The 23,561-nt window shown below is 71.8% G+C and carries 17 protein-coding genes; 8 read left to right on the top strand and 9 right to left on the bottom strand.

Annotated features, from left to right (window positions below):
- Positions 1–22: 22 nt before the first annotated feature.
- The 4 genes from ACGFIK_RS23420 to ACGFIK_RS23435 are packed head-to-tail and all read right to left on the bottom strand — an operon-like array spanning position 23 to position 5,768.
- On the bottom strand, positions 23–3,544 hold the full coding sequence (locus ACGFIK_RS23420) for an SCO7613 C-terminal domain-containing membrane protein (RefSeq protein ID WP_393341329.1): 3,522 nt from the start codon (positions 3,542–3,544) through the stop codon (positions 23–25).
- 47 nt (positions 3,545–3,591) lie between these two features.
- Positions 3,592–3,912 (bottom strand): divalent-cation tolerance protein CutA, encoded by a 321-nt coding sequence (gene cutA / locus ACGFIK_RS23425; protein WP_327024253.1) that lies wholly within the window; start codon positions 3,910–3,912, stop codon positions 3,592–3,594.
- A gap of 9 nt (positions 3,913–3,921) precedes the next feature.
- Positions 3,922–4,938 (bottom strand): 1-acyl-sn-glycerol-3-phosphate acyltransferase, encoded by a 1,017-nt coding sequence (locus tag ACGFIK_RS23430; RefSeq protein ID WP_327024252.1) that lies wholly within the window; start codon positions 4,936–4,938, stop codon positions 3,922–3,924.
- Entirely contained in the window at positions 4,938–5,768 is an 831-nt protein-coding gene (locus ACGFIK_RS23435) for a patatin-like phospholipase family protein (RefSeq protein WP_327024251.1), read from the bottom strand. Before ACGFIK_RS23435 ends, ACGFIK_RS23430 begins: the two co-directional genes overlap by 1 nt.
- Before the next feature lie 117 nt (positions 5,769–5,885).
- Here ACGFIK_RS23435 and ACGFIK_RS23440 point away from each other — a divergent pair, with 117 nt between their 5' ends.
- Entirely contained in the window at positions 5,886–7,478 is a 1,593-nt protein-coding gene (locus ACGFIK_RS23440; RefSeq protein WP_393341332.1) for a protein kinase, read from the top strand.
- Between the two features lie 16 nt (positions 7,479–7,494).
- On the opposite strand, the gene ACGFIK_RS23445 is transcribed toward ACGFIK_RS23440, so the two are convergent.
- The 4 genes from ACGFIK_RS23445 to ACGFIK_RS23460 all read right to left on the bottom strand — a co-directional run bounded on the left by ACGFIK_RS23445 (position 7,495) and on the right by ACGFIK_RS23460 (position 12,911).
- The gene (locus tag ACGFIK_RS23445) at positions 7,495–8,556 is read right to left on the bottom strand and encodes a glycosyltransferase family 4 protein (protein WP_327027443.1); all 1,062 of its coding nucleotides are present in this window, start codon (positions 8,554–8,556) and stop codon (positions 7,495–7,497) included.
- Between the two features lie 358 nt (positions 8,557–8,914).
- Positions 8,915–10,597 (bottom strand): trypsin-like peptidase domain-containing protein, encoded by a 1,683-nt coding sequence (locus ACGFIK_RS23450; RefSeq protein WP_327024249.1) that lies wholly within the window; start codon positions 10,595–10,597, stop codon positions 8,915–8,917.
- Positions 10,598–10,659: 62 nt separating this feature from the next.
- Entirely contained in the window at positions 10,660–12,213 is a 1,554-nt protein-coding gene (locus ACGFIK_RS23455) for a HAMP domain-containing sensor histidine kinase (protein WP_327024248.1), read from the bottom strand.
- The gene (locus ACGFIK_RS23460) at positions 12,210–12,911 is read right to left on the bottom strand and encodes a response regulator transcription factor (RefSeq protein ID WP_327024246.1); all 702 of its coding nucleotides are present in this window, start codon (positions 12,909–12,911) and stop codon (positions 12,210–12,212) included. The genes ACGFIK_RS23455 and ACGFIK_RS23460 overlap by 4 nt, the downstream gene beginning before the upstream one ends.
- Before the next feature lie 165 nt (positions 12,912–13,076).
- Here ACGFIK_RS23460 and ACGFIK_RS23465 point away from each other — a divergent pair, with 165 nt between their 5' ends.
- The 7 genes from ACGFIK_RS23465 to ACGFIK_RS23495 all read left to right on the top strand — a co-directional run bounded on the left by ACGFIK_RS23465 (position 13,077) and on the right by ACGFIK_RS23495 (position 23,292).
- On the top strand, positions 13,077–13,724 hold the full coding sequence (locus tag ACGFIK_RS23465) for a hypothetical protein (protein ID WP_327024245.1): 648 nt from the start codon (positions 13,077–13,079) through the stop codon (positions 13,722–13,724).
- A 146-nt stretch (positions 13,725–13,870) separates the two neighbouring features.
- Positions 13,871–14,803, top strand: a complete 933-nt coding sequence (locus ACGFIK_RS23470; RefSeq protein WP_327024244.1) for an ATP-binding cassette domain-containing protein — start codon at positions 13,871–13,873, stop codon at positions 14,801–14,803.
- Positions 14,800–15,615: an ABC transporter permease gene (locus ACGFIK_RS23475; RefSeq protein ID WP_327024243.1), complete on the top strand. Its 816-nt coding sequence runs from the start codon at positions 14,800–14,802 to the stop codon at positions 15,613–15,615. Before ACGFIK_RS23470 ends, ACGFIK_RS23475 begins: the two co-directional genes overlap by 4 nt.
- Before the next feature lie 273 nt (positions 15,616–15,888).
- Positions 15,889–19,638: a multifunctional oxoglutarate decarboxylase/oxoglutarate dehydrogenase thiamine pyrophosphate-binding subunit/dihydrolipoyllysine-residue succinyltransferase subunit gene (locus ACGFIK_RS23480; RefSeq protein WP_327024242.1), complete on the top strand. Its 3,750-nt coding sequence runs from the start codon at positions 15,889–15,891 to the stop codon at positions 19,636–19,638.
- Between the two features lie 93 nt (positions 19,639–19,731).
- Positions 19,732–19,911 carry a DUF6104 family protein gene (locus tag ACGFIK_RS23485; protein ID WP_131303737.1) on the top strand — a complete coding sequence of 60 codons (180 nt, stop codon included), beginning with the start codon at positions 19,732–19,734 and terminating at the stop codon, positions 19,909–19,911.
- A 178-nt stretch (positions 19,912–20,089) separates the two neighbouring features.
- Positions 20,090–22,180 carry a phosphate acetyltransferase gene (gene pta / locus ACGFIK_RS23490; RefSeq protein ID WP_393341337.1) on the top strand — a complete coding sequence of 697 codons (2,091 nt, stop codon included), beginning with the start codon at positions 20,090–20,092 and terminating at the stop codon, positions 22,178–22,180.
- Positions 22,177–23,292 carry an acetate/propionate family kinase gene (locus tag ACGFIK_RS23495; RefSeq protein ID WP_393341339.1) on the top strand — a complete coding sequence of 372 codons (1,116 nt, stop codon included), beginning with the start codon at positions 22,177–22,179 and terminating at the stop codon, positions 23,290–23,292. Before pta ends, ACGFIK_RS23495 begins: the two co-directional genes overlap by 4 nt.
- 61 nt (positions 23,293–23,353) lie before the next feature.
- Here the strand turns inward: ACGFIK_RS23495 and ACGFIK_RS23500 are convergent, their stop codons facing one another.
- Positions 23,354–23,524 (bottom strand): hypothetical protein, encoded by a 171-nt coding sequence (locus ACGFIK_RS23500; RefSeq protein ID WP_327024239.1) that lies wholly within the window; start codon positions 23,522–23,524, stop codon positions 23,354–23,356.
- Positions 23,525–23,561 lie beyond the last annotated feature (37 nt).

Here is a 23,561-nt window from a genome sequence, read left to right on the forward strand (position 1 = left end):
ATCGATCGGTGAGCGCCCCTCCTCAGCTCATCCGGCCCACCGTGGCCCGCAGGCGCATCAGGTCACGACGGCGGCGCTCGTAGGTGGTCGCCAGCGCGATCAGGGCCAGCCCGGCCACGCCGAGGTATACAAACCGGGGCAGCAGGTCCCAACTGCGCACCAGCTCGTGCAGGGCCAGCACGGCCAGGGTCAACCCGCCGAGCACCACCGGGGCCTGCCAGCGCCGGACCGCCCCCAGCAGGGTGACCGCCAGGGCGGCGGCGCCCAGCAGCAGCCGCCGCCAGGGCTGCGGGTCCGGGCCGAACAGCACCGTGACCAGGGTGGGCAGCAGCATCGCGGCCAGGCCGGGGCCGAGCGCCAACCAACTGGTCAACCCCGGTCGGGTACGCAACGCCACCGCACCCGCAGCGAGCGCCAGCAGTGCCAGCGGCACCGTGTACGCCTCCAGCAGGGTCACCCCACCGGCCGCCAGCAGCAGCCAACTGGCCAGCAGCACGCTGCCGCCGGAAATCGTGGCGAAGCCCCACCGCAGGGCCCTCGACTCGTCCCGACGCAGCAGCCGCAGCCCGACCACCAGGGCCCAGAGCACGCAGAGCGTGGCGGCGTGCCGGGCGGCACCGCTGGTGAGCAGGAGGGCGATCAGCGCCACCGTCTGGGCGGCGGCGTCCAGGCTGCGGCCCAGCAGGGCCACCTGCCCGGCCGGCCCGCCTGCGGCGGCGCGGGCCGGCACGATCGCGGCCAGCGCCAGGGCGACGGCGGCCACCCCCAGCACCGCGAAGGCCGCCACCCGCAGCGGCTGCCCGGCGGCCAGCGGGGCGGTGATCGCGAAACCGGTCGTCGAGGCCACCGCGATCAGCCAACCGGCCATCCGCATCGTGAAGCGTCGGGCGCTCGCTGCGGCCACGGTCGCCGCCACCGCCAGCAGCCCCAGCCCGGACAGGGTCCCGGCCCGGGTGGCCTGAAGGTTGAGCAGTCCGGCCCCGATCAGCACCAGTCCCACCGGCACACCCACCCCGGCGAAGGTGGCCCCGACCGGCCGCACCGCCACGATCAGCAGCAGCACCACCCCGACGACCAGCCCGGTGGTCGGCACCGCCGGCCAGGGTGCACCGGCGGCCACCAGCAGCACCGTCCCGGCGAAGGCCAGGAAGGGCAGCACGGTGGCGGCGCGACGCCACCGCCCGGCCCGGCCGTTCGGCCAGGTCACCAACACCGCCGCCAGGGCCAACAGCACCAGGGCCAGGCCGACCGGCACCGCACCCGCCACCGCCCGCACCTCGGGCGCACCGGACCAGACCGCAGGCGGCGGCCCGTACGGGGTCACCAGCGCCTTCAGGGAGACCGGGAGGGCGGCCAGGACCGCCACGGCGGTCAGGCCCAGACCGGCCACCAACAACGGGACCGAGTGACGGGACCGGAATCCGGCCACCGCCAGCAGCAGCGCCCCTCCCGCCGCATAGAAGGACAGGGGCTCCTCGGCCGGTACGACGATCGACCCGAGAGCGGTCAGGGTCGCCGCCAGGGCCAGACCGGTGGTGGCGTACACCCGCAGATCGGTCCAGCGTCCACGGAAGAGGACCAGGGCGACCGCCGGCAGGGCCAGGGCGGCCAGGGTCGCCCGGGACTGCCACCAGGGCGGCGCACCCGCGCCGATCAGCGCGATCGCCGCGCCGGCCGGCACCACGAGCACCGCCGCCAGCAGGGCGCACCCGGCCACCACCCGGTGCGCGGAGCTGCCCCGGCGACCCACGGCGGCCACCCCCAGACCGGCCAGCAGCACCACCGCACAGGCCGCACCGGCCCCGGCCGGGGCGGCCAGGCCGACCAGCAGCCCGTGCCCGAGCAGCCCGGCCGCCGCCGAGGCGGTGGCAGCCACCGTCGCTCCGCCCACCGGACGGACCAGCACGGCGACCAGCATCGCCACGGCGACCACCAGGTCGAGGGCGACCACGGCCGGCCAGGGCGTCGCCCAGGCCGTCGGCAGGGCGAGCACGGTGGCGGCGACACCGATCGCCACGACCGTCGACCGGAAGGCCCGGGGCAGCAGCCAGGCCAGGGTCCCCGCACTCAACGCCACCGCCACCGGCAACTGCCAGCCCCAGGCGAAGACCGGCCCGGCATCGGCTCCCTCCCAGGGTGGCAACGACCGGACCACGGTGGAACCGGCCCGCATCAGCACCCACAGCCCGGTGAACAGCGTCGCTACGACAGCCACCACGATGGCACCGATGCGGGGACCGGGCCGCCAATCCACCGGAAGCAGCCGCACCGCACCGGCCAGCGCCGCCACCACCAGTGCCGACACCACCAACAGCACCGACTCCCGCAGCTCCGCGACCGGGCGGATCAGGGCCAGGGCCAGGGCCGGCACCAGGAGACCGGCCGTCACCGCCCGCGGGGTCGACCCGCCGAGCAGCAGGGCCGTACCGAACAGGGTCAGCGCCACCAGCAGCATCGGCACCCCGGCCAGCACCGCCAGCCCACCGGCCTCGCCGGACTGCAGGGTCATCAGCGCGGCGCTCGCGGCCAGCAGCAGCGCCACGAGGTACCCGACCCCGGCGACCACCTGGCCGGCGATCCGCATCGGCGAGTTCGTCGTGGCCCCCTCGCCCGCGACCTGACCGCTGCGGTGCCGCAGGGTGACCACCACCGCCAGGTTGATCAGGGCCACCCCGAGGAAGACCACCGACAGGGCGGCCGTACCCGGCCGGGCCTCGGCGGTCACCAACGGCAGCACCGGCTGCACCGCCAGCAGGGCGGCGAACCAGGGCACGGTCAGCCGGCTCAGCCGGGCGTACCCGGCGGCCAGGGCCGCGGTGACGGCCGCCACCAGGGCGGCGTACATGCTGCCCGGCCAGTCGGTCACCCCGCCCAGGTTCACCGACCAGGCGGCGTACCCGTCGAGCACCACCAGCAGGAGCCCGACGGCGGCGAAGGTCTCCGCGGTGCCCCGCAGCCCACGCCAGCGCGCCACCAGCGGCACGGCGAGCAGCAGCATGGTCAGGGCCAGCAGGATCAGGGCCCGGCCGGAGACCCCCACGGAGGCCCAGGCCACCGCCGTGAACACCGTCACCGCGGTGCCCAGCAGCAGTCCACCGAGGGTGAACAGCAGCCCCTGCATGGTCCGGGTCGAGGCCTCCGCCCCACCCGGGACGGTTGCCGCCGGGTCGACCGGGCTCATGCCGGGCCACCCGAGGGGCCCGACCGGCGTCACGGCGCTCGGTACCGGCACCACGGCGTGCGGAGCCGCCGATTCGGCACCGGGGTGGGCGACCGGGGTACCCGCCCGGGTCGCGGCCATGACCGGGAACTCGGTGCGGATCGCGGCGGCCAACTCGGAGCGGCGCCGTTGGGCCACCACCAGCCGACCGCTGAGCTCCTCGTACGCCGCCCGGGCCCGCTGGGTCTGGGTACCGAGTTGGACGATCTCCTGGTCCAGCCGGATCACCTCGGCGGCGGCCGGGTAGGGCGGCCGGCCGCAGCCGGAACAACCCGAGGTGAGGTTCGCCGACGCGCCGCACGCCGGGCAGGGGTAGGCAGTCACGCAGCCATCTTTGACCTACCTGGCCGGGTGCACCAGAGCCCAGGTACTCAGGGGCGGCTGTGCTCGTACACCCAGGCGGCGTACTCGGGGTTGCCGCAGTCCACCTGACTGACCAGAATCTCCGGCACCTCGTACGGATGACTGGCCCGGATCTGCTCCACCAGGGCGCCGGCCCGGTCCGGCGCGGTCTTGAACTGCACCGACCATTCGGTGCTCGTCTCCACCCCGCCCCGCCACCAGTAGGTGCTCTCCACCTGGCCGCCCACCTGCGCGCAGGCCGCCAGCCGTCCGGCCACGGCGGCGGCGGCCAACAGGTCCGCGACCGAACGCGCGTCGACCACGGTCGTCACCACGCTGATCTGGTCCATTCACGAACCCTACGCGGCGCCGTCGCGGTTCGCGGCGACCCACTCGTCAATTCGACTCCACCAGTCGTACAACCAGTCGATGCGTTGCTGCCGCTCGCTCGGGATCTCCTCCGGCGGCACCGACCAGAACCGCATCAGCAGTTGCTTGTCCATCGGCAGTTCCCGCCACACGTCGGCGACCGTGAGCATCTTGTCCAGACCGGTGTGCGCCACGAAGATCACCCCGGCGTCCGGGGCGGCGTCCAGTGCCGCCAGCAGTCCACCGGGCTGCGGGGCGAGTACGTGCCGCATGGCCTCGGCCTTGCGCGCCATCCGATGGTGCCCCAGGTCCCGCAGCCGCTCGATGGCCCGCACCCGGCGTCTGGGGGTGAAGTTGCCCCCCTCGGGGAAGATCACGAAGGCGTCGTCGTCGTCCAGCCCGGTGGCCAGGTGCCCGACCTGCTCGCTGACCGACCCCCGACCGTCGCGGCCGGGTGCGATGAAGCGACTCGGCAGCCGGTTGAGCAGCACGTCGATCGCCGGATCCCACTGGAGGGTGTCCTTGAGGACGATCCGTGGCTCCCGCTGGAACCAGTTCACCAGGGCGTGGATCAGGATGAACGAGTCACCCGGCCCGGCGTGCCGACTGACCACCAGCTCCGGACGGCCCGGCAGGGCGGTGTCCGGGTCGGTGCCGACCACCTCGATGTTCAGCCGCAGCGTCCACCGGGCCTGCCAGAAGAACACCCGCAGGAACCAGCCCGCCAACACGTAGTGGGCACGCTGGAAGGCCGGGGTGTGCACCCGGGTGCCGAACCCGGCCGCCACCCAGAGGGCGAACAGGCAGATCAGCGCGGCCGCGTCCCAGAGCAGGTAGAGCAGGCCCAGCCAGAGCAGTCGCAGCGGACGCAACCGTCCGGGTACGAACGGCGAGGCGACCAGGGCCAGCAGGGCCCAGAGGGGCACCGTGACCACCAGCAGCACGGCCAGCAGCACCAGGCCGGGCGCCAGCACCAACCGACGCAGCCACCTGGGCGGAAGCGGCATCAGCGGTCCAGGTTCGCCAGGTAGTGCCGGGAGGCCGCGTAGGCGCGACTGATCCGCCGACCCACCGCTGCCATGTCCCGGTAGGCCCAGGGGGTGTCGTCGCGCGGCTCCAGGCCGCCGGTCGGCAGCACGTGCACCTCCACCCCCTCGGGCAGGGCGGCCATCTCCCGGGCGAACCGGTGTCGGCGGGCGATCTCGAACGCCACCTGGGCGATCTCCCAGGGGCGCCGGGGCGGGGTCAGGGCCCGCTCGATCCGACCCACCTGGAGTACGAAGATGCGGGTGGCGCCCGCCGCTACCGCCTCCCCGATCGGGATCGAGTTGACGATTCCACCGTCGACATAGTGCTGGTCGCCGATGCGGGCCGGCGGCAGCAGCCCCGGCACGGAGGCCGAGGCGAGCACGGCCGGCACCACCGGACCGCTGACGAACCAGTGCTCGGCGGCCCGCTCGATGTTCGCCGCGCAGCAGCGGAAGGGGATCTTCAGGTCGGCGAAGGTGGTCTCCGCACCCAGTTCGCTCTCCAGCAGCTTGCGCAAGGGGCGGGGCGAGTGCAGGTGGGTACGGGCCGCGAAGCGACGCAGCTGTCGGGCCACCGAGTCGCCGTACACCTCGCTGGCCTCCGGTGAGGCCCAGAGCCGGACCAGCCGGTCGGTGACCGCCTCGGTGGGGTCGGCGGCCACCAGGGCGCCGTTGACCGCCCCGATCGAGGTGCCCAGCACCAGGTCCGGGCGGATCCGCGCCCGGAACAGCGCACGCAACATGCCCACCTCGACCGCGCCGAGCACTCCCCCGCCGCCGAGCACGAACGCCACCGGTCCCCGCCCCATGCCCTTCATCCTGGCACGCCCGCGCCGCTACCCATTCACCCTGGTACGCCAGGCGGTGCCGGTCCGCGCCCGTTGACAGGGCGGGAACATTCGCGCAACCTGATACCGCTCCCCGCTATGAGGCAGGTGCAAAACGTGAAGCCGGCACTGCAGCCCGGCCGGTTGCTGGCCACCCGGTACCGGCTGATCGATCAGATCGGTGCCGGCGGCATGTCGGTCATCTGGCGAGCCCACGACGAGGTCCTCGACCGGGTGGTGGCGCTGAAGGTCCTCGCCCCCTCCCTGGCCGCCGACGCCCGGTTCCGGGACATGGTGCGGGAGGAGGCCCGGGCCGCCGCGCAACTGGTCCATCCACATGTGACCTCGGTCCACGACTACGGCGAGACCGTGTCACCGGACGGCACCATCACCTCCTTCGTGGTGATGGAACTGCTCTCCGGCGAGGAACTGGAGTTCCGGCTCACCGAGGGTCCGCTGCCCTGGCCGGAGGCGGTCGAGATCGCCGCCCAGGTAGCCGACGCCCTGGCCGCCGCGCACCGGCTGGGCATCGTGCACCGGGACGTCACCACGGCCAACGTGATGATGACCCAGGTCGGGGCCAAGGTGCTCGACTTCGGCATCGCCACCCGAATCGGGGCCCCGGACGACGACGAGGACGGCGCCACCTTCGGCACCCCGGCCTATGTCGCCCCGGAGCGACTGGACGGGGCCCCGGCCCAGCCGGCCACCGATGTCTACTCCCTGGGCGTACTGCTGCACGAGGCGTTGACCGGTCGGGTGCCGTACCCGGCGGAGACCTGGGAGGAACTCACCGTAGCCCTGGCCGAACGCCCGCCACCCACCCTCACCGAGGTGCCCGGGTTGCCGCCGGCGGTAGCCGACATCTGCCTGCGCTGCCTGTCCCGGGAGCCGACCGACCGGCCCACCGCCCGCCAGGTGGCCACCGTGCTGCGGGAACAGTTGCAGCCCGCCGACCCCCAGAGCCTGACGATGCGTGCCCCCACGGTCGCCCCGCCCGCGGTCGCGGTGCCGGTGACCGCCGGGGCCGGGTACGCCGGGACTCCCGCCAGCGCGCCGGGGGCGGCCACGGCTCAGGTGGCGGCCGTACCCCAGTCGCCCGCTGCCGGGGCCGCACCGGCCGGGCCCCCGGACGGGCCCGGCGGTCCGCCGACGGAGGCCGGCGACCGGCGCCGGTCGTGGCTGGTGCCGGTGCTCGCGGTGCTGGTGCTGCTCGTCGGGGCGGCCCTGGTGGTGCCGGCGCTGTGGCCGGACGACCCCGATCCCCCCACCGCCCTGCCGACCACCGAGCCGACCGGCTCGGCCGAACCGACCCCACCGGCCACGGAGACTCCCAGCCCACGGCCGTCGGCTGTCCCGCCGTCAAGTCCCACCCCCGCGCCGACACCGACCGTGGCCCCCTCGGCCGCGCCGACGACCCGGGACACCCTGGTGGAGGCGGCGAACCGGCTGGAGAACATCATCGGGGCAGGGCTGGCCGACGGTGGCATCCGGGAGGACGTCGGCCTGGACCTGCGCAACGAACTGCGCAACCTCACCCGGGCGGTCAGCCTGGGCGAGGGAGAACTCGGCCCCGGCGTCGCGCGGCTACGCGAGAAAGTGTCCACCCGGCTGCGGGAGGAAGGGCTCAGCCCGGCGTACGCGCGGCAACTGGAGGAGGCGATCACGGCGCTGAGCGCCGCCCAGGTCTGACCCGGGACGTCGCCGGTCAGCCCGGGGTGATTCGGGCCGGCTCCGGTATCGCCGACCTAGGCGGGGCCGCCACCAGAAAGCGCTGGTACACCTCCTCGTACCCGGCGGCCATCCGCTCGACGGAGAAGGTCCGCGCGACATGGGCCACACACTCGGCCGGATCCAGGTGTGGGGCTTCACGAAGGGCCGCCGGCAACTCCTCGGGACGCCGGCAGATCAGCCCGGTCACACCGGGCCGGACCAGTTCCGGCACCGCCCCCCGGTGCAGGGCGACCACCGGGGTGCCGGTGGCCATCGCCTCCAGCATCACGATGCCGAACGGCTCCTCCCACTGGATCGGCATGATCAGGCACCGAGCCTGCACCAGCAGGTTCAGCACGGCCTCCCGGTCGGCACCGAGAACGACTGTGACATCCGGGCCCAGCAGCGGAGTGATGACCTCACGGTAGTAACGCTGCTCGACGGGTTCGCTGCACTTGCCGGCCAGCACCAGCGGCAGGCCCGCCGCCCGGCACGCCTCGATGGCCAACTCCGGTCCCTTGTCCGGGCTGAACCGGGCCAGCCACAGCACCGGCCCCTGACCGGGTTCCCGCTTGCGCGGGAAGTTGCCGACCTCCATCGCGTTGTGCACCGTGCCGACCCAGGGCAGGCGGGGGTTCAGCCGACGTTGGGCGTGCGAGATGGCCACCAGACCCACCCCCCGGTCGGTGTCGCTGAGCACGGTGCCGTACTCCCCCACCGGGTTGCCGTGCACGGTGGCCAGGGTGGGTACCTCGCGCCGACCGGCGACCAGGGGGCCGATGGTGCTGTGGTCGTGGACCAGGTCGAAGTCGGCCGGGCTGATCAGGTGGTTTACCCGGGCCAGGTGGGCCAACTCGGGCAGGGACTCGCCCAACCGGTCGTACTGCAACTCGTCCAGGGTGGCCAGGAAATCGCCGCTGGTGCCGTGTTCGTCACCGGCGCCCATCAACGTCACCGCGTGGCCCCGATCGACCAGGGCGTCCACCAGGCCGGCCACCACCTGCTCCAACCCGCCGTAGCCGGGCGGGGGCACCGACAGCCAGGGCGGCACCACCATCGCGATCCGCAGCTGGCGTACGCCCGCAGCGTGGTTGTGGGCCACGAGTCCTCCCCGTCGGTCTGTGGGTCGGCCCGGTCCGCCCTGCTTCCGCGAGGCCGGGTCGCGGCGGTTTCCCGCATCGGGGCACCGGCAAACCGGACACCGCTGGTACGCCCCGGACCGCTGCCCACCGGCAGGTGACGGTGTGGGGTCATGGCACCCCCAGGTCTCGCGGTCCGCTCCGCCGAGGCTGCCCGGGGCCGGGGTGAGCCGGGCTCATCCGGTTCGGGTGAAGAGAGGAAAATGGGCGGCGGGTGCCGCGACCAACCCCCTTGGCCACGCCACCCGCCGCCCGGTAGGGAGGCAGGTCTTTGAACTATGACGCTTCAGCGAGCGTCACGGTTGCCGTCGACTCGGCACCATTTCGCTGGAAGGTCACCTCGACCTGATCACCGACCTTGCCGGCCTGTACCGCACCGACCAGATCGTTCGAGTCATTGATCACCTTGTCACCGAACCGGATGATCACGTCGCCGCGTTCCAGCCCGGCCCGCTCCGCCGCGCTGCCGGGCGCGACAGCGTTGATGAGCGCTCCGCCTTCGGTGGTGCCGGTCACGCTCACTCCGAGCGACGGATGACTGATCTTCTCACGTCGCTGAAGTTTGTCCGCGATGTCCTTGGCCTTGTTGCTCGGGATGGCGAAACCGACACCGATGTTGCCGGTGTTGCCCTGCCCGGCGGTGGCGATCGCGGTGTTGATGCCGATCACCTCACCCCGGGTGTTGACCAGGGCCCCACCGGAGTTACCGGGGTTGATCGGGGCATCGGTCTGGAGCAGCCCGGAGATCGAGCTGACCGCCTGACCGGGCAGCCGCTCACCGCTGCCGGCCTGGATGGTGCGGTCCCGGGCGCTGAGGATGCCGGCGGTCACCGAGCCCTGCAGACCCAGCGGACTACCCAGGGCCAGCACCTGGTCACCGACCTGCATGGCGTCACTGTCGCCGAAGGTGGCCGCCTTGAGGTCGGTCACCCCGTTGGCCTTCACCACCGCCAGGTCGGTCCTCGGGTCGGTGCCGATGATCTGCGCCTGGGCGTTGGTGCCGTTGGCGAAGATCACCCGTACGGTGTCACCGCCCCCGGCGATCACATGGTTGTTGGTCAGCACGTAGCCGTCGGCGGTGAGGACCACCCCGGAGCCCTCGCCACTGCCGGTGCTGATCGACACCACGCTGTCCTGCACGGAGGCGGCGATGCGCGGCAGGTCGGCCCCGTCGATAACCGGGGCGGCGGAGAAGGTACGGGTGATCGAACCGCCGTCACTGAGCGCCAGGGCCAGGGTTCCACCGGCCACACCGCTGCCGAGCATCAGGGCGAACACCGCGACCCCGGCACCGACGAACTTGGCGATCCGGCCCGGACGCGGCCCGCCGGACTGCGGCGCCGCCCAGGGCGGCTGTTGGCCGGGGTAGCCGGGGACACCCGGCTGTCCGGACTGGTAGCCAGGGGTGCCCGGCTGTCCGGACTGGTATCCGGGGTACCCGCCGGAGGGGCTCTGCTGGGCCTGGGCGGCCCAGCCGGGCTGGCTCGGGTACCAGGGCCCGGCGGGATAACGCGCCCCGGGCTGGTACTGCTGCGGAGCGGCCGGACCCCAGTGCTGCTGGCCGGGCCCCTGCGGCTGCTGACCCGGGCCCTGCTGCTGACCCGGAGTCTGCGAGGGCTGGCCCGGGGCCTGCGGCTGACCCGGAGACTGCGGCTGCTGGCCGGGGGCCTGCGGTGCCGGCGGGCCGGAGTAGGCGGGCGGGCCGGAGTGCGGAGGCGGGGGCGAGCCGGCGACCGGCAGGCCCACCATGGTCGGCTCGGCGTCCTGGCCATTGGGGTCCGAGGTTTCGACGGCCCGGACCGGGATGGTCGGTGCCTCGCCGCCGGAGTCGGCACCGGTGCCGGCCGGCGCAGCGAATGGGGAGTCGGACCGCGCGTATTCGGCGCGGGGCAGCTCGGGGTGCGACGGCTCGGCGTCGGTGTTGGCCGGCCGGCGCGGGTCGGACTCGTACTCGGTCATGTCCCCACCTTCTCCCATCGCTCTGCATCCCGCCTTAGGCTGGCCTGAGGGTTCGCTGAAAGTCACTCGGACTCCCCGTCGATGTCCTGAGCCAGCGGCAGCCGGACCCGGAAGGTAGCACCCCCGCCGGGGGTGTCGGTCACCTCCACGGTGCCCTGGTGCACCGTCACCAGCGCGGCGACGATGGCCAGGCCCAGGCCGGTGCCGGTCTGCCCGCCCACCCGGCGGGTCCGCGAGGCGTCCGCCCGGTAGAAGCGTTCGAAGACCCGCTCCGCCTGATCGGGGGTGAGTCCCGGGCCGGTGTCGGCCACCTCGATCACCGCAAGATTGCCCGGTTCGGCCCGTAGTCGCAACGTCACGGCGGCCTCCGGCGGGGTGTGCCGCAGCGCGTTGGTCATCAGGTTGCCGATCACCTGCCGCAGCCGCGCGTCGTCGCCGCGTACCACCAGTGGCCCTGAGCCGGGGGCGATCTCCAGCTCGATCCGCCGGTCCGGGGCCATCGCCCGGGCGGCGGCCACCGAGTCGGCGGCAAGCACGGGCAGCTCCACCGGGGCGAGGGAGAGCGGACGCTCCCGGTCCAGTCGGGCCAGCAGCAGCAGATCCTCCACCAGCAGGCCCATCCGGGCGGCCTCGTCCTCGATGCGGCGCAGCAGGTCAGCGGTCTGCTCGGGGGCCCGGGCAGCACCCTGCCGGTACAGCTCGGCGAAACCGCGGATGGTGGTCAGCGGGGTACGCAGTTCGTGCGAGGCGTCCGCGACGAACTGCCGCATCCGTTCCTCCGAGCGGCGGGCCCGGGCCTCGGAAGCACGGGCCGCCTCGGCGGCGTCCCGGGCCGCGGCCTCGGCCGAGCGGGCGGCCCTCTCCGAGGCGGCACGGGCGGTGAAGGCCATCTCGATCTGACTGAGCATCGCGTTCAGTGCCCGGGAGAGCCGACCCAGCTCGGAGGTGGGGCAGGGTTGCCCGTGCTCCGGGTCGGGCACCCGGCGGCTGAGGTCACCACCGGCGATGGCGGCGGCGGTGCGCTCGATCTCCACCAGCGGTTTGAGGCTGGTCCGGACGATCGCCGCGCCGATCGAGGCGAGCAGGATGAGCACCGCGCCACCGACCAGGACGTCTGTCCAGACCAGCCGGGTAACTGCCCGGTCGACGTCGATGAGGTGCTGGGCGATGGCGATCCGTTGCCCGTTGGGAAGCTGGGTGTAGAGGACCCGCCAACGCACCTCGCTGCCCTGGGCCCGGGCGTTACGCGGCTCGCCGGCCAGGCGGTCGAATCCGGCCGCGTCGTCCGGGAAGCGGGGCAGGTCAGCGCTGCTGAAGCGCCGGTCGTCGAAGTGGATCCACTCGATCTGACCGGTCCTGATGTCGGTCACAGCCAGCAGGTAGTCGGTGGGAAATGGTGCGCTCGGCCGTTCCAGGGCCGCCACCTGCGCGATGGTGCGCGCCTGGGTCGTCAGCTCAGCGTCCACCTCGCCGACCAGGTAGCTACGCAGGAAGAAGGTGGTCAGCGAGCTGATCACCAGTAGCGCGGCGGCGACCAGGGCGAGGACGGCCGCGACCAGCTTGACCCGCAGCGGTACCGCACGCAGTCGGCTCTTGCCCTGCTGGAGCGCGTTCACGCCGCCGGCTTGCGGAGCACGTAGCCGACCCCCCGCAGGGTGTGGATCAGGCGAGGCTCGACGTTGTCGACCTTGCGCCGCAGGTACGAGATGTACGACTCGACGATGTTGTCGTCACCACGGAAGTCGTAGTTCCACACGTGGTCGAGAATCTGGGCCTTGGACAGCACCCGGTTGGCGTTGAGCATCAGGTAACGCAGCAGCTTGAACTCGGTCGGCGAGAGCTGAACCCGCTGACCGGCCCGGTAGACCTCGTGGGTCTCCTCGTCCAGCTCCAGATCGGCGAAGGTGAGCCGGGCCGGGGCCTGCTCACCGGTGCTGGTGCGGCGCAGCACCGCGCGGATCCGGGCGGTCAACTCCTCCAGGCTGAACGGCTTGGTGACGTAGTCGTCCCCGCCCAGGGTCAGGCCACGGATCTTGTCGTCGGTGGCGTCCCGGGCGGTGAGGAAGACCACCGGCGTACGGGTGCCGCCCTCGCGCATCATCCGGATCACCTCGAAGCCGTCCAGATCCGGCAACATCACGTCCAGCACCACCAGGTCGGGCCGGTGTTCGCGGGCCGCGTTGAGGGCAGCACTGCCGGTGGTGGCGGTGGCCACGTCGAAACCCGCGAAGCGCAGGCTCGCGGAGAGCAGTTCGAGGATGTTGGGGTCGTCCTCGACGACGAGCAGTCGGGCCTCGGTCTGGGTAGCCGCCATGTCGCCATCATCCGCGCCATCGCTGCGCCTGCGCTGGGCGGTACCTGAAAAAATCCTGTGGACCGTACGGGCACCTCGGTCGACCGGCGGTCACCCCCCGGGAGGGGGCCGTGCGAGGCTGCCGGGACGGCTGGCGAACGGCCGGTACGGCGGGAGGAAAAACTCATGATCATCGAGTCCCGGTTCAACGGACCGCCCGGCTCGGGCAACGGCGGTTGGAGTGCGGGGGTCTTCGCCTCGGCGTACGGCGGCGGAGGGCCGACCGAGGTGACCCTGCGTAGGCCACCACCCCTGGACACCCCGCTGACCCTGACCGGGGACCAGGTGCGCGATCCGGACGGCGAGGTGATCGCCGAACTCCGTACCGCAGAGGATCTGGAGGATCCGGTGCCACCGGTCGACCCGGCGACCGCCCGGGCCGCCGCGGCGGCGTACCCCGGCCTGACCGACCACCCCTTTCCCGGCTGCTACGTCTGCGGGCCGCAGCGGCCGGACGGGCTCCGGATCTTCCCCGGACGGTTGCCGGACGGACGCACGGCCGCCCCCTTCCAGGTGCCCGCGCAGGTGAGTGTCGCCACTGCCTGGGCCGCGCTGGACTGCCCGGGCGGCTGGGCGGTGATCGAGGCCGGTCGACCGTACCTGCTGGGTCGGATCGCGGCCCAGATCGCGGCCCTGCCCCGGCCCGGGGACGAGTGCGTGATCACCGGGGCGGTGGTGGAAACCGTGGGGCGTAAGGCGATCGTGCGGACCAGCCTGTACGGACCGGAGGGTGAACTGCTGGGCCGGGCCCGGGCCACCTGGATCGCCCGGTAGTCACGACCGTCGATCGTATCCTACCTGGGGAGGAGACGGCTCCTGCCTGGGGCGGACAACGATCTCCGGAGCGCGCCTGATTGATTTGGTTGACAGTTACCGCCACGCTGTGCAACGGCGCTTCCCGGCGCCACGGGAGGAGAATGATGTCCGACGGGCAGTCACGCCCCAATGACGCGCAGATCGTGGTTTCCGGCCTGACCAAGCAGTACCGCAACGTACTCGCGGTGAACAATCTGTCGTTCACGGTCCAGCCCGGCCGGGTCACCGGCTTCCTCGGCCCCAACGGCGCGGGCAAGACCACTACGCTGCGCATGCTGCTGAACCTGGTGACCCCGACCGCCGGCACGGCGACCATCGGCGGACGCCGGTACCCTGAGTTGACCGAGCCGCTGCGGCACGTCGGCGCGGTGCTGGAGGCGTCCAGCGCACACAAGGGCCGCACCGGGATCAACCACCTGCGGGTGATCTGCGCGGCGGCCGGGCTGCCGCCGCAGCGGGCCGACGAGGCCCTGGCCCTGGTCGGCCTGACTCCGGCGGCGAAGCGCAAGTTCAAGGGCTACTCACTCGGCATGAAGCAGCGCCTGGGCATCGCCGCCGCGATGCTCGGCGACCCGCGGGTGCTGATCCTCGACGAGCCGGCCAACGGGCTGGACCCGGAGGGCATCCGGTGGATGCGCGGGTTCCTCAAAGGGCTGGCCGCCGAGGGCCGTACCGTGCTGGTCTCCAGCCACCTGCTGTCGGAGATGCAGTTGCTGGCCGACGATGTGGTGATCATCGCAGCGGGGCAGCTGGTCCGGCAGGGTCCGGTCGAGCAGGTGATCGGTTCGATGGCGCAGGGCGTCCGGGTCCGGGTCCGCACCCCGCAGGCGGAGGAGCTGACCAGCGCCCTGGCCGAGGGGCCGGCCACGGTGCAGACCGACGAGCACGGCGCGCTGCTGATCGGCGGGGTGGACGCCCCGACGGTGGGCCGGGCGGCGCTGACCGCCGGTGTCGAACTGCACGAGCTGACCACCGAACGACCCGACCTGGAACGCGTGTTCCTGGAGCTGACGGCTGGAAAGGCGGGCATTCGATGAGCAACCTGGTCCGCTCCGAACTGTTGAAGATCCGTACGACCAGCACCTGGTGGTGGCTGGCCATCGGGGCGTTCCTGTCGATCGCGATGGCCTTCCCGCTCAACGCCTGGCTGTTCAACACGACGATCGACGGCGGCGGCGAGGAAATCGGAGTCGTCGGTGACGCCGCGTCCGCCCCGGCCCAGGCGGCCAACCTCTACACCTCCGGGCAGTACCTGGGCCTGATGTTCGTGATGCTGATCGGCATCCTGATGGTCACCAACGAGTTCTTCCACCAGACCGCGACCACGACCTTCCTGGCCACCCCGCGGCGCAGCGCGGTGATCGTCAGCAAGCTGATCGCGGCGAGCCTGCTCGGGTTCGCCTTCTGGCTGGTCACCACGGTGATCGACCTGGGTGCGGGAGCAGCCTTCCTGACCCTGAACGACCACGGCACCCTGCTCGGCGAGTGGGAGGTCCAGCGGGCCCTGCTGCTCAACCTGATGGCGTACGCCATCTGGACCGTGCTCGGGGTCGGCATCGGCACCCTGATCACCAACCAGCTCGGTGCGGTGATCACCGCCTCGGTGCTCTACCTGATCGGCACCCAGGTGATCGGGGTGCTCTTCCTGCTGCTGTCGAGCTGGCTGGACAGCATGGCCGTGCTCAAGTGGCAGGTGATCTGGCCGGCGGCCGCCTCCCAGATCATGATCGCGCCGGGTGAGAGCGAGATGTACCCGCCCTGGTGGGTGGGCGCGCTCGTGCTGGTCGGGTACGCGCTGGCCAGCGGCATCGTCGGGCTGCTGCTCACCCGTCGGCGCGACATCTCCTGAATCGCGCCGGTGGCGTAGGTCATCCGCTGCACGATGGGCCCGGTGCCCGGCTGACGGCCGGACAACCGGGCCCATCGGGTTGCTACCAGTAGCAACTGGACACGCGGACGGTACTGAACTTCTAACATCATCTGTGAATCGGACCACCCTGCGGAGGCGGAAATGCCTTGGCGATCGGCACGGCGTAGCCTGGGATCCGTTCTCTGCGCCGGTCACGGCGCAGATGAGCCCCGCGTGACACACAAACCCGCGTGAAAGAGGCGATTACCGGCCGTGTCGACCCAGCAGACTTCGCAGGAGAACCCACTGGCGGGTTTCGGCCCGAACGAGTGGGTCGTCGAGGAGATGTATCAGCGCTACCTCGCCGACCCCGGCAGCGTCGATCCGGCCTGGCACGACTTCTTCGCCGACTACCGCCCCGGGCCGGGCGCGACCGGCGGCGAGGGCGCCGACCGGTCGAAGACCAGCACCCCCGAGCCGGCCAGCAAGGCATCCACCCCGGCCAAGACCGAGGCCGCTGACAAGTCGGCACCGCGCGCCGCAGCGGCTCCGGCGAAGGCCAGGACCGAGCCGGCCAAGGCGCCGGCCGCGAAGGCCCAGCCCGCCAAGACCGAGACCGCGAAGGCCCCGGCCAGGGCCGCGTCGGCGAAGACCGCCCCGACCGCCTCCGGCCCGCAGAACACCCCGTTGCGCGGTGTCGCCGCCAAGATCGTCCAGAACATGGACGCCTCGCTGGCCGTACCCACCGCGACCAGCGTGCGCGCCGTCCCGGCGAAGCTGCTGGTGGACAACCGGATCGTGATCAACAACCACCTGGCCCGCGGCCGGGGTGGCAAGGTCAGCTTCACCCACCTGGTCGGGTACGCCCTGGTCCGGGCGCTGGTGGCGCACCCGGAGATGAACAACTCGTACGCCCAGGTCGACGGTAAGCCGACCATGGTCCGCCCGGAGCACGTCAACCTGGGCATCGCGATCGACCTGGCCAAGCCGGACGGCAGCCGCAACCTGGTGGTCCCCTCCATCAAGGGCTGCGAGCAGATGGACTTCCGGCAGTTCTGGCAGGCGTACGAGGACGTCGTCCGGCGCGCCCGCCGCAACGAGCTGACCATGGACGACTACTCCGGCACCACCATCTCGCTGACCAACCCGGGCGGCATCGGCACGGTGCACTCGATGCCCCGCCTGATGCAGGGGCAGAGCGCGATCATCGGGGTCGGCGCGATGGAGTACCCGGCGCCGTACCAGGGCATGAGCGAGGCCACCCTGGCCGAGTTGGCGGTCAGCAAGGTCATCACCCTGACCAGCACCTACGACCACCGGATCATCCAGGGCGCCCAGTCCGGCGAGTTCCTCAAGGTCATGCACGAGCTGCTGCTCGGCGAGCACGGCTTCTACGACCAGATCTTCACCTCGCTGCGCATCCCGTACGAGCCGGTGCGCTGGGTGCGCGACGTCGCGGTCGACAGCGAAGGCCAGATCAACAAGACCGCCCGGGTGCACGAGCTGATCCACTCCTACCGGGTCCGCGGCCACCTGATGGCCGACACCGACCCGCTGGAGTTCAAGATCCGCAAGCACCCGGATCTGGACGTGCTCCAGCACGGGCTGACCCTGTGGGACCTGGACCGCACCTTCCCGGTCAACGGCTTCGCCGGCAAGCAGCGGATGAAGCTGCGGGAGATCCTGGGCGTGCTGCGCGACTCGTACTGCCGGCGGGTCGGCATCGAGTACATGCACATCCAGGACCCGGCCGAGCGCCGCTGGATCCAGGAGCGGGTCGAGCGCAAGTACGAGAAGCCGTCGGCCGACGAGCAGAAGCACGTGCTCAACCGGCTCAACGCGGCCGAGGCCTTCGAGACCTTCCTGCAGACCAAGTACGTCGGTCAGAAGCGTTTCTCGCTGGAGGGCGGCGAGTCCCTGATCCCGCTGCTCGGCGAGATCCTGGAGTCCGCCGCCGAGAACGACCTGGACGAGGTCGTCATCGGCATGGCCCACCGGGGTCGGCTCAACGTGCTGGCCAACATCGTCGGCAAGCCGTACGAGAAGATCTTCTCGGAGTTCGAGGGGCACCTGGACCCGCGTTCCACCCAGGGCTCCGGCGACGTGAAGTACCACCTCGGCCAGAACGGCAAGTTCACCACCCCGGACGGCGACCACTCGGTCAAGGTCTCCGTGGTGGCGAACCCGTCGCACCTGGAGGCGGTGGACCCGGTGCTGGAGGGCATCGTCCGGGCCAAGCAGGACCGGATAGACCTCAAGCTGGAGGGCTACACCGTGCTGCCGCTGGCGGTGCACGGCGACGCCGCCTTCGCCGGTCAGGGCGTGGTGGCCGAGACCCTCAACCTCTCCCAGCTGCGCGGCTACCGCACCGGTGGCACGGTGCACGTGGTGGTCAACAACCAGGTCGGCTTCACCACCGCCCCGGAGTACAGCCGCTCCAGCCTCTACAGCACCGACGTGGCCCGGATGATCCAGGCGCCGATCTTCCACGTCAACGGCGACGACCCCGAGGCCGTGGTCCGGGTGGCCCGGCTGGCCTTCGAGTACCGGCAGACCTTCAACAAGGATGTCGTGATCGACATGGTCTGCTACCGGCGGCGCGGGCACAACGAGGGCGACGACCCCTCGATGTCCAACCCCCAGATGTACAAGATCATCGACTCGAAGCGTTCCGTCCGCAAGCTCTACACCGAGGAGCTGATCGGCCGCGGTGACATCACCGTGGAGGACGCGGAGGAACTGCTGCGCGACTACCAGTCCCAGCTGGAGCGGGTCTTCAAGGCCACCCGTGACGCGGCCACCACCCCCCGCCAGCTCAGCCGGCCGCCCCGCCAGGACGAGCCGGAGCCGCAGGTGGACACGGCTACGGAGGCCTCGGTCGTCAAGGCCGTCGGCGAGGCGCACGTCAACCTGCCGGAGGGCTTCACCCCGCACAAGCGGATCCAGCAGCTGCTCGACCGGCGGGCCAAGATGGCCGTCGAGGGCGGCATCGACTGGGGCTTCGGCGAGATCATCGCCTTCGGTTCGCTGCTGCACGACGGGGTCACCGTCCGGCTGGCCGGGCAGGACTCGCGTCGCGGCACCTTCGTGCAGCGGCACGCGGCGGTCGTCGACGCCCAGACCGGCGACGACTACCTGCCGTTGCAGTCGCTCACCGGCGACGGGGAGCGGTCCCGGTTCTTCGTGCACGACTCGCTGCTGTCCGAGTACGCCGCGATGGGCTTCGAGTACGGCTACTCGGTGGAGAACCTCAACGCCCTGGTCTGCTGGGAGGCGCAGTTCGGCGACTTCGTCAACGGCGCCCAGTCGGTGATCGACGAGTTCATCTCCTCCGGTGAGGTGAAGTGGGGTCAGCGCTCCGCGGTGACCCTGCTGCTGCCGCACGGCCACGAGGGACAGGGCCCGGACCACACCTCCGGTCGCCCGGAGCGGTTCCTCCAGCTCTGCGCGGAGGACAACATGCGGGTGGCCATCCCGACCACCCCGGCGAACTACTTCCACCTGCTGCGGCGTCAGGCGTTGTCGCCCAAGCGCAAGCCGCTGGTGGTGTTCACCCCGAAGTCGCTGCTGCGGCACAAGCTCTGTGTCTCCTCGGTGGCGGACTTCACCACCGGCACCTTCGCCCCGGTGCTCGCCGACCAGGCGGCTCCGGCACCGGAGCAGGTCAAGCGGGTGCTGCTCTGCTCGGGCAAGGTCTACTACGACCTGTTCCAGGCCCGGCAGGAGCGCGGGGTCACCGACACCGCGATCATCCGCCTGGAGCAGCTCTACCCCATGCCGGTGGAGGAGATCCGGGCCGCGCTGGCCCAGTACCCCAACGCCGAGGACTTCGCCTGGGTGCAGGAGGAGCCGGCCAACCAGGGCGCCTGGTCGTTCGTGGCGCTCAACCTGCTGGAGCACCTCGACGGGGTGCGACTGCGCCGCATCTCCCGTCCGGCCGCGGCCGCCCCGGCCGTCGGTTCGGCGAAGATGCACGAGGTCGAGCAGGTCGCCCTCATCGAGGCGGCACTGCCCCGACCCTGACGACAGACCCATCCCGGTCCCGTCCCACCCTCGGGTGGGACGGGACCGGCCGGTTTTCGCCGGTACGACACCGGTGAGGAAGCGAGTAGGCGGATGTACTTCACCGACCGGGGCATCGAGGAACTGGTCGAGCGACGGGGCGACGAGCAGGTGAGCCTGGAGTGGCTGGGTGAGCGGCTGCGGGACTTCGTCGACCTGAACCCGGAGTTCGAGACGCCGATCGAACGTTTCGCCACCTGGCTGGCCCGTCTCGACGACGAAGACGACGACTGATCGCGGTGCGTGTGGTGCACCAGGACGATGACCACCTTGCCGACCGTTCACGAATCGTCACGGCAGGATCGCTGACCGGCTCCGTCCGTCGCCCACGCGCCAGCAGGATGCGACAGCGGCGTAGGGCCCGGATGACCGGGTAGCAGGACCCGGGCGGGAGCCACCTCGATCTTGTAGCGTGAGTTCCGTGGCCCGGAGCGTTTACCTGACAAGTGTCGGCTCGGGCGGGGGAAAGTCGACCATCGCCCTCGGCCTGGCCGAGTTGCTGTCCCGACAGGTCGGCCAGATCGGCGTGTTCCGTCCGCTGGTCAGGCCGGACCGACCCGATCCGATCCTCGCCCTGCTCAGCGAGCGGTACCGGGTGGGACTGCCGGTTGCCGACCTGTACGGCACCAGCTACGCCGAGGCGACCGCCCTCGTCGCGGACGGTCGGCGGGAAGAACTGATCACCCGAATCGTCGAACGCTACCGGGAGGTGGAACGACGGTTCCCCGCCATGGTCGTGGTAGGCAGCGACTTCGCCGACGCCGGTGACGGTGCCGGCCCCCGCGAGCTGGCCTTCAACACCCGGCTGGCCACGGAGTTCGGCAGTGTCGTGGTGCCGGTGGTCGACGGGCTGGGGCAGCAGCCGGCGGCGATCACCGCAGCCAGCCGGGGGGCGTACCACGACGTGGTCGACCTCGGCGGGACGGTGCTGGCCGTACTGGCCAACCGGGTCCCGGGGGACATGCAACTGCCCCGCCTGCCGGTCCCCGCGTACGCGATTCCGGAGGTGCCCAGCGTCTCCGCGCCGACGGTGGCCGAGGTGGCCGCGGCGCTCGGCGCCACCCTGCTGGCCGGCGACGACACCGCCCTCGCCCGCGACGTGCTCGACTACGTGGTCGGGGCGGCACATGTGCCCACCGTGCTGGAACACCTGACCGAGGGTGCCCTGCTGATCATGCCGGGGGACCGGGACGACCTGCTGGTGGCCGCGAGCGCGGCGCACGTGGCCGGTCAGGTGTCCCTGGCCGGGCTGGTGCTGACCCTAGGGGTGGCGCCCGATCCCCGGGCGATGCAGCTGGTCGAGGCGCTCAACGCCCGCCTGGCGGTGCTCTCCGTGCCCACCGACAGCTACCACACCGTCTCCGCCTCCAGCCGCATCGAGGGCCGACCCAGTGCCGCCAACCCGCGCAAGGTCGAGGCCGCCCTGGGCGCCTTCGAGGCGTACGTGGACACGACCGAGTTGGCCGGGCGGCTGCGGGTCAGCCGTTCCACCCGGGTCACCCCGTTGATGTTCGAGTACGACCTGATCGACCGGGCTCGCAGTCGCCGCCGGCAGGTGGTCCTGCCGGAGGGGACCGAGGAACGCATCCTGCGCGCCACGGAGATCCTGCTGCGCCGGGGGGTGGCCGACCTGACCCTGCTGGGCCGCCCCGAGGAGGTCGCCCGCCGGGCCCGCGAGCTGGGCGTGGACATCGGCGCGGCCCGGGTGGTGGATCCGACCACCAGCCAGTGGCGGGACGAGTTCGCCGAGGCGTACGCGAAGCTGCGGGCCCATCGGGGGGTGACCACCGAGCTGGCGTACGACATCGTGGCCCAGCCGAACTACTTCGGCACCATGATGGTGTGGGCCGGGTACGCCGACGGCATGGTCTCCGGGGCCACCCACACCACGGCGGCGACCATCCGGCCGGCGTTCGAGATCGTGAAGACCATGCCGGAGGTCTCCGTCGCCTCCAGTGTCTTCTTCATGCTGCTCGCCGACCGGGTGCTGGTCTACGGCGACTGCGCGGTCAACCCCGATCCGGACGCCGCCCAGCTCGCCGACATCGCGATCTCCTCGGCCGACACGGCGGCCCGGTTCGGCATCGAACCCCGGGTGGCCATGCTGTCGTACTCGACCGGCAGTTCCGGGGCAGGGGCGGACGTGGAGAAGGTGGCGGCAGCCACCGCGCTGGTCCGCGAGCGCCGACCCGACCTGGCCGTGGAGGGGCCGATCCAGTACGACGCCGCGATCGACCCGGCCGTGGCGGCGACGAAGCTGCCGGACAGCACGGTCGCCGGTCGGGCCACCGTGTTCATCTTTCCCGACCTGAACACCGGCAACAACACCTACAAGGCGGTGCAGCGCTCGGCCGGGGCGGTCGCCGTCGGGCCGGTCATGCAGGGTCTCCGCCGCCCGGTCAACGATCTCTCCCGAGGGGCTACCGTGCCGGACATCGTCAACACCGTGGCGATCACCGCCATCCAGGCCGCCGCGCTGACCGAGGACGGGGCGGCGTCGTGAGCAAGGTCCTGGTGCTCAACTGCGGGTCGTCGTCGGTCAAATACCGGCTGTACGAGGGGGAACGGGTCCTCACCAAGGGCACGGTCGAGCGGGTCGGCGAACCGGACGGTGGCCCACCCGACCACGGCGCGGCGGTCCGGCAGATCCTGTCCGAGCTGGACCTTAGCGGGCTCACCGTGATCGGGCACCGGGTGGTGCACGGCGGTCGACGATTCAGCGCTCCGGTGCTGGTGAACGACGCGGTGCTGGCCGCCATCGCCGATCTGGTGCCGCTGGCTCCCCTGCACAACCCGGCAAACCTGGCCGGCATCACGATGGCCCGCGAGGCCCTGCCGCAGGTGCCGCAGGTGGCCGTCTTCGACACGGCCTTCCACCACACCCTGCCCGACTCCGCCGCCACGTACGCGATCGACCTGGACACCGCCGAGCGGTACGGCGTACGCCGGTACGGCTTCCACGGCACCTCGCACGCGTACGTCTCCCGGCGCACCGCCGAACTGCTGGACCGCCCGTACTCCGAGATCAACACCATCAGCCTGCACCTGGGCAACGGGGCCAGCGCGTGCGCGGTCGCCGGTGGACGCAGCATCGCCACCTCGATGGGGATGTCCCCGCTGGAGGGCCTGGTGATGGGTACCCGCAGCGGCGACCTGGACCCGACCATCGTGTTCCATCTGCGCCGAGAGGGCGGGCTGGGGGTCGACGAGATCGACGACCTGCTCAACTACCGCAGCGGCCTGCTGGGCCTGGCCGGGGTCAACGACATGCGCGAGGTGCTGGCCCGACGGTCGGCCGGAGACCCGGCGGCAGCCCTGGCCTTCGACGTCTACTGCCGCCGGATCACCGAATACGTCGGGGCCTACTACGCCCTGCTGGGCCGGGTGGACGCGATCACCTTCACCGCCGGGGTAGGTGAGCACGCCGCACCGGTACGGGCCGCCGCTCTGGCCGGGCTGATCCGGCTCGGCATCACGGTCGACCCCGAACGTAACGCCGGCAGCGGCGACCGGCTGATCTCACCGGAGGGCGCGGAGGTGGCGGTCTGTGTGATCGGCACCGACGAGGAACTGGAGATCGCCCGCGAGGCCAGAGAGGTGATCGGCGCCGCCTGACAGGTCGTGACCGCTTGATTCGGGGGTCATGACCGCCGGGGTCAGGGATCGTGACCGCCGGTCAGCCGAGGGCGATCCAGCCGGCCACGGCGATCAGCAGCACCGCGAGCAGGGCACCCCCGACGAACAGTCCGGTGCGGGAGGGCGACTCGGCCGGTGTCTCGGCGGTGTTGGCGGCGAAGGCCCGGAAGGCCTGGGTGTTGCCGCTGGGGTCGGTGTAGTTCTCAGCCATGCCGGAACCTTAGCGAAATCGGCCCGGTCGAATGGGC

The sequence above is a fragment of the Micromonospora sp. NPDC048871 genome (genome assembly GCF_043198155.1).
Classification (GTDB): Bacteria; Actinomycetota; Actinomycetes; order Mycobacteriales; family Micromonosporaceae; genus Micromonospora.

Bases quoted from the DNA above. Each gene is read 5' to 3' on its own strand.
- cutA (WP_327024253.1), bottom strand. From the start codon at position 3,912: ATGGACCAGATCAGCGTGGTGACGACCGTGGTCGACGCGCGTTCGGTC.
- ACGFIK_RS23430 (WP_327024252.1), bottom strand. From the start codon at position 4,938: ATGCCGCTTCCGCCCAGGTGGCTGCGTCGGTTGGTGCTGGCGCCCGGC.
- ACGFIK_RS23435 (WP_327024251.1), bottom strand. From the start codon at position 5,768: ATGGGGCGGGGACCGGTGGCGTTCGTGCTCGGCGGCGGGGGAGTGCTC.
- ACGFIK_RS23440 (WP_393341332.1), top strand. From the start codon at position 5,886: ATGAGGCAGGTGCAAAACGTGAAGCCGGCACTGCAGCCCGGCCGGTTG.
- ACGFIK_RS23445 (WP_327027443.1), bottom strand. From the start codon at position 8,556: ATGGTGGTGCCGCCCTGGCTGTCGGTGCCCCCGCCCGGCTACGGCGGG.
- ACGFIK_RS23450 (WP_327024249.1), bottom strand. From the start codon at position 10,597: ATGACCGAGTACGAGTCCGACCCGCGCCGGCCGGCCAACACCGACGCC.
- ACGFIK_RS23460 (WP_327024246.1), bottom strand. From the start codon at position 12,911: ATGGCGGCTACCCAGACCGAGGCCCGACTGCTCGTCGTCGAGGACGAC.
- ACGFIK_RS23465 (WP_327024245.1), top strand. From the start codon at position 13,077: ATGATCATCGAGTCCCGGTTCAACGGACCGCCCGGCTCGGGCAACGGC.
- ACGFIK_RS23470 (WP_327024244.1), top strand. From the start codon at position 13,871: ATGTCCGACGGGCAGTCACGCCCCAATGACGCGCAGATCGTGGTTTCC.
- ACGFIK_RS23475 (WP_327024243.1), top strand. From the start codon at position 14,800: ATGAGCAACCTGGTCCGCTCCGAACTGTTGAAGATCCGTACGACCAGC.
- ACGFIK_RS23485 (WP_131303737.1), top strand. From the start codon at position 19,732: ATGTACTTCACCGACCGGGGCATCGAGGAACTGGTCGAGCGACGGGGC.
- ACGFIK_RS23500 (WP_327024239.1), bottom strand. From the start codon at position 23,524: ATGGCTGAGAACTACACCGACCCCAGCGGCAACACCCAGGCCTTCCGG.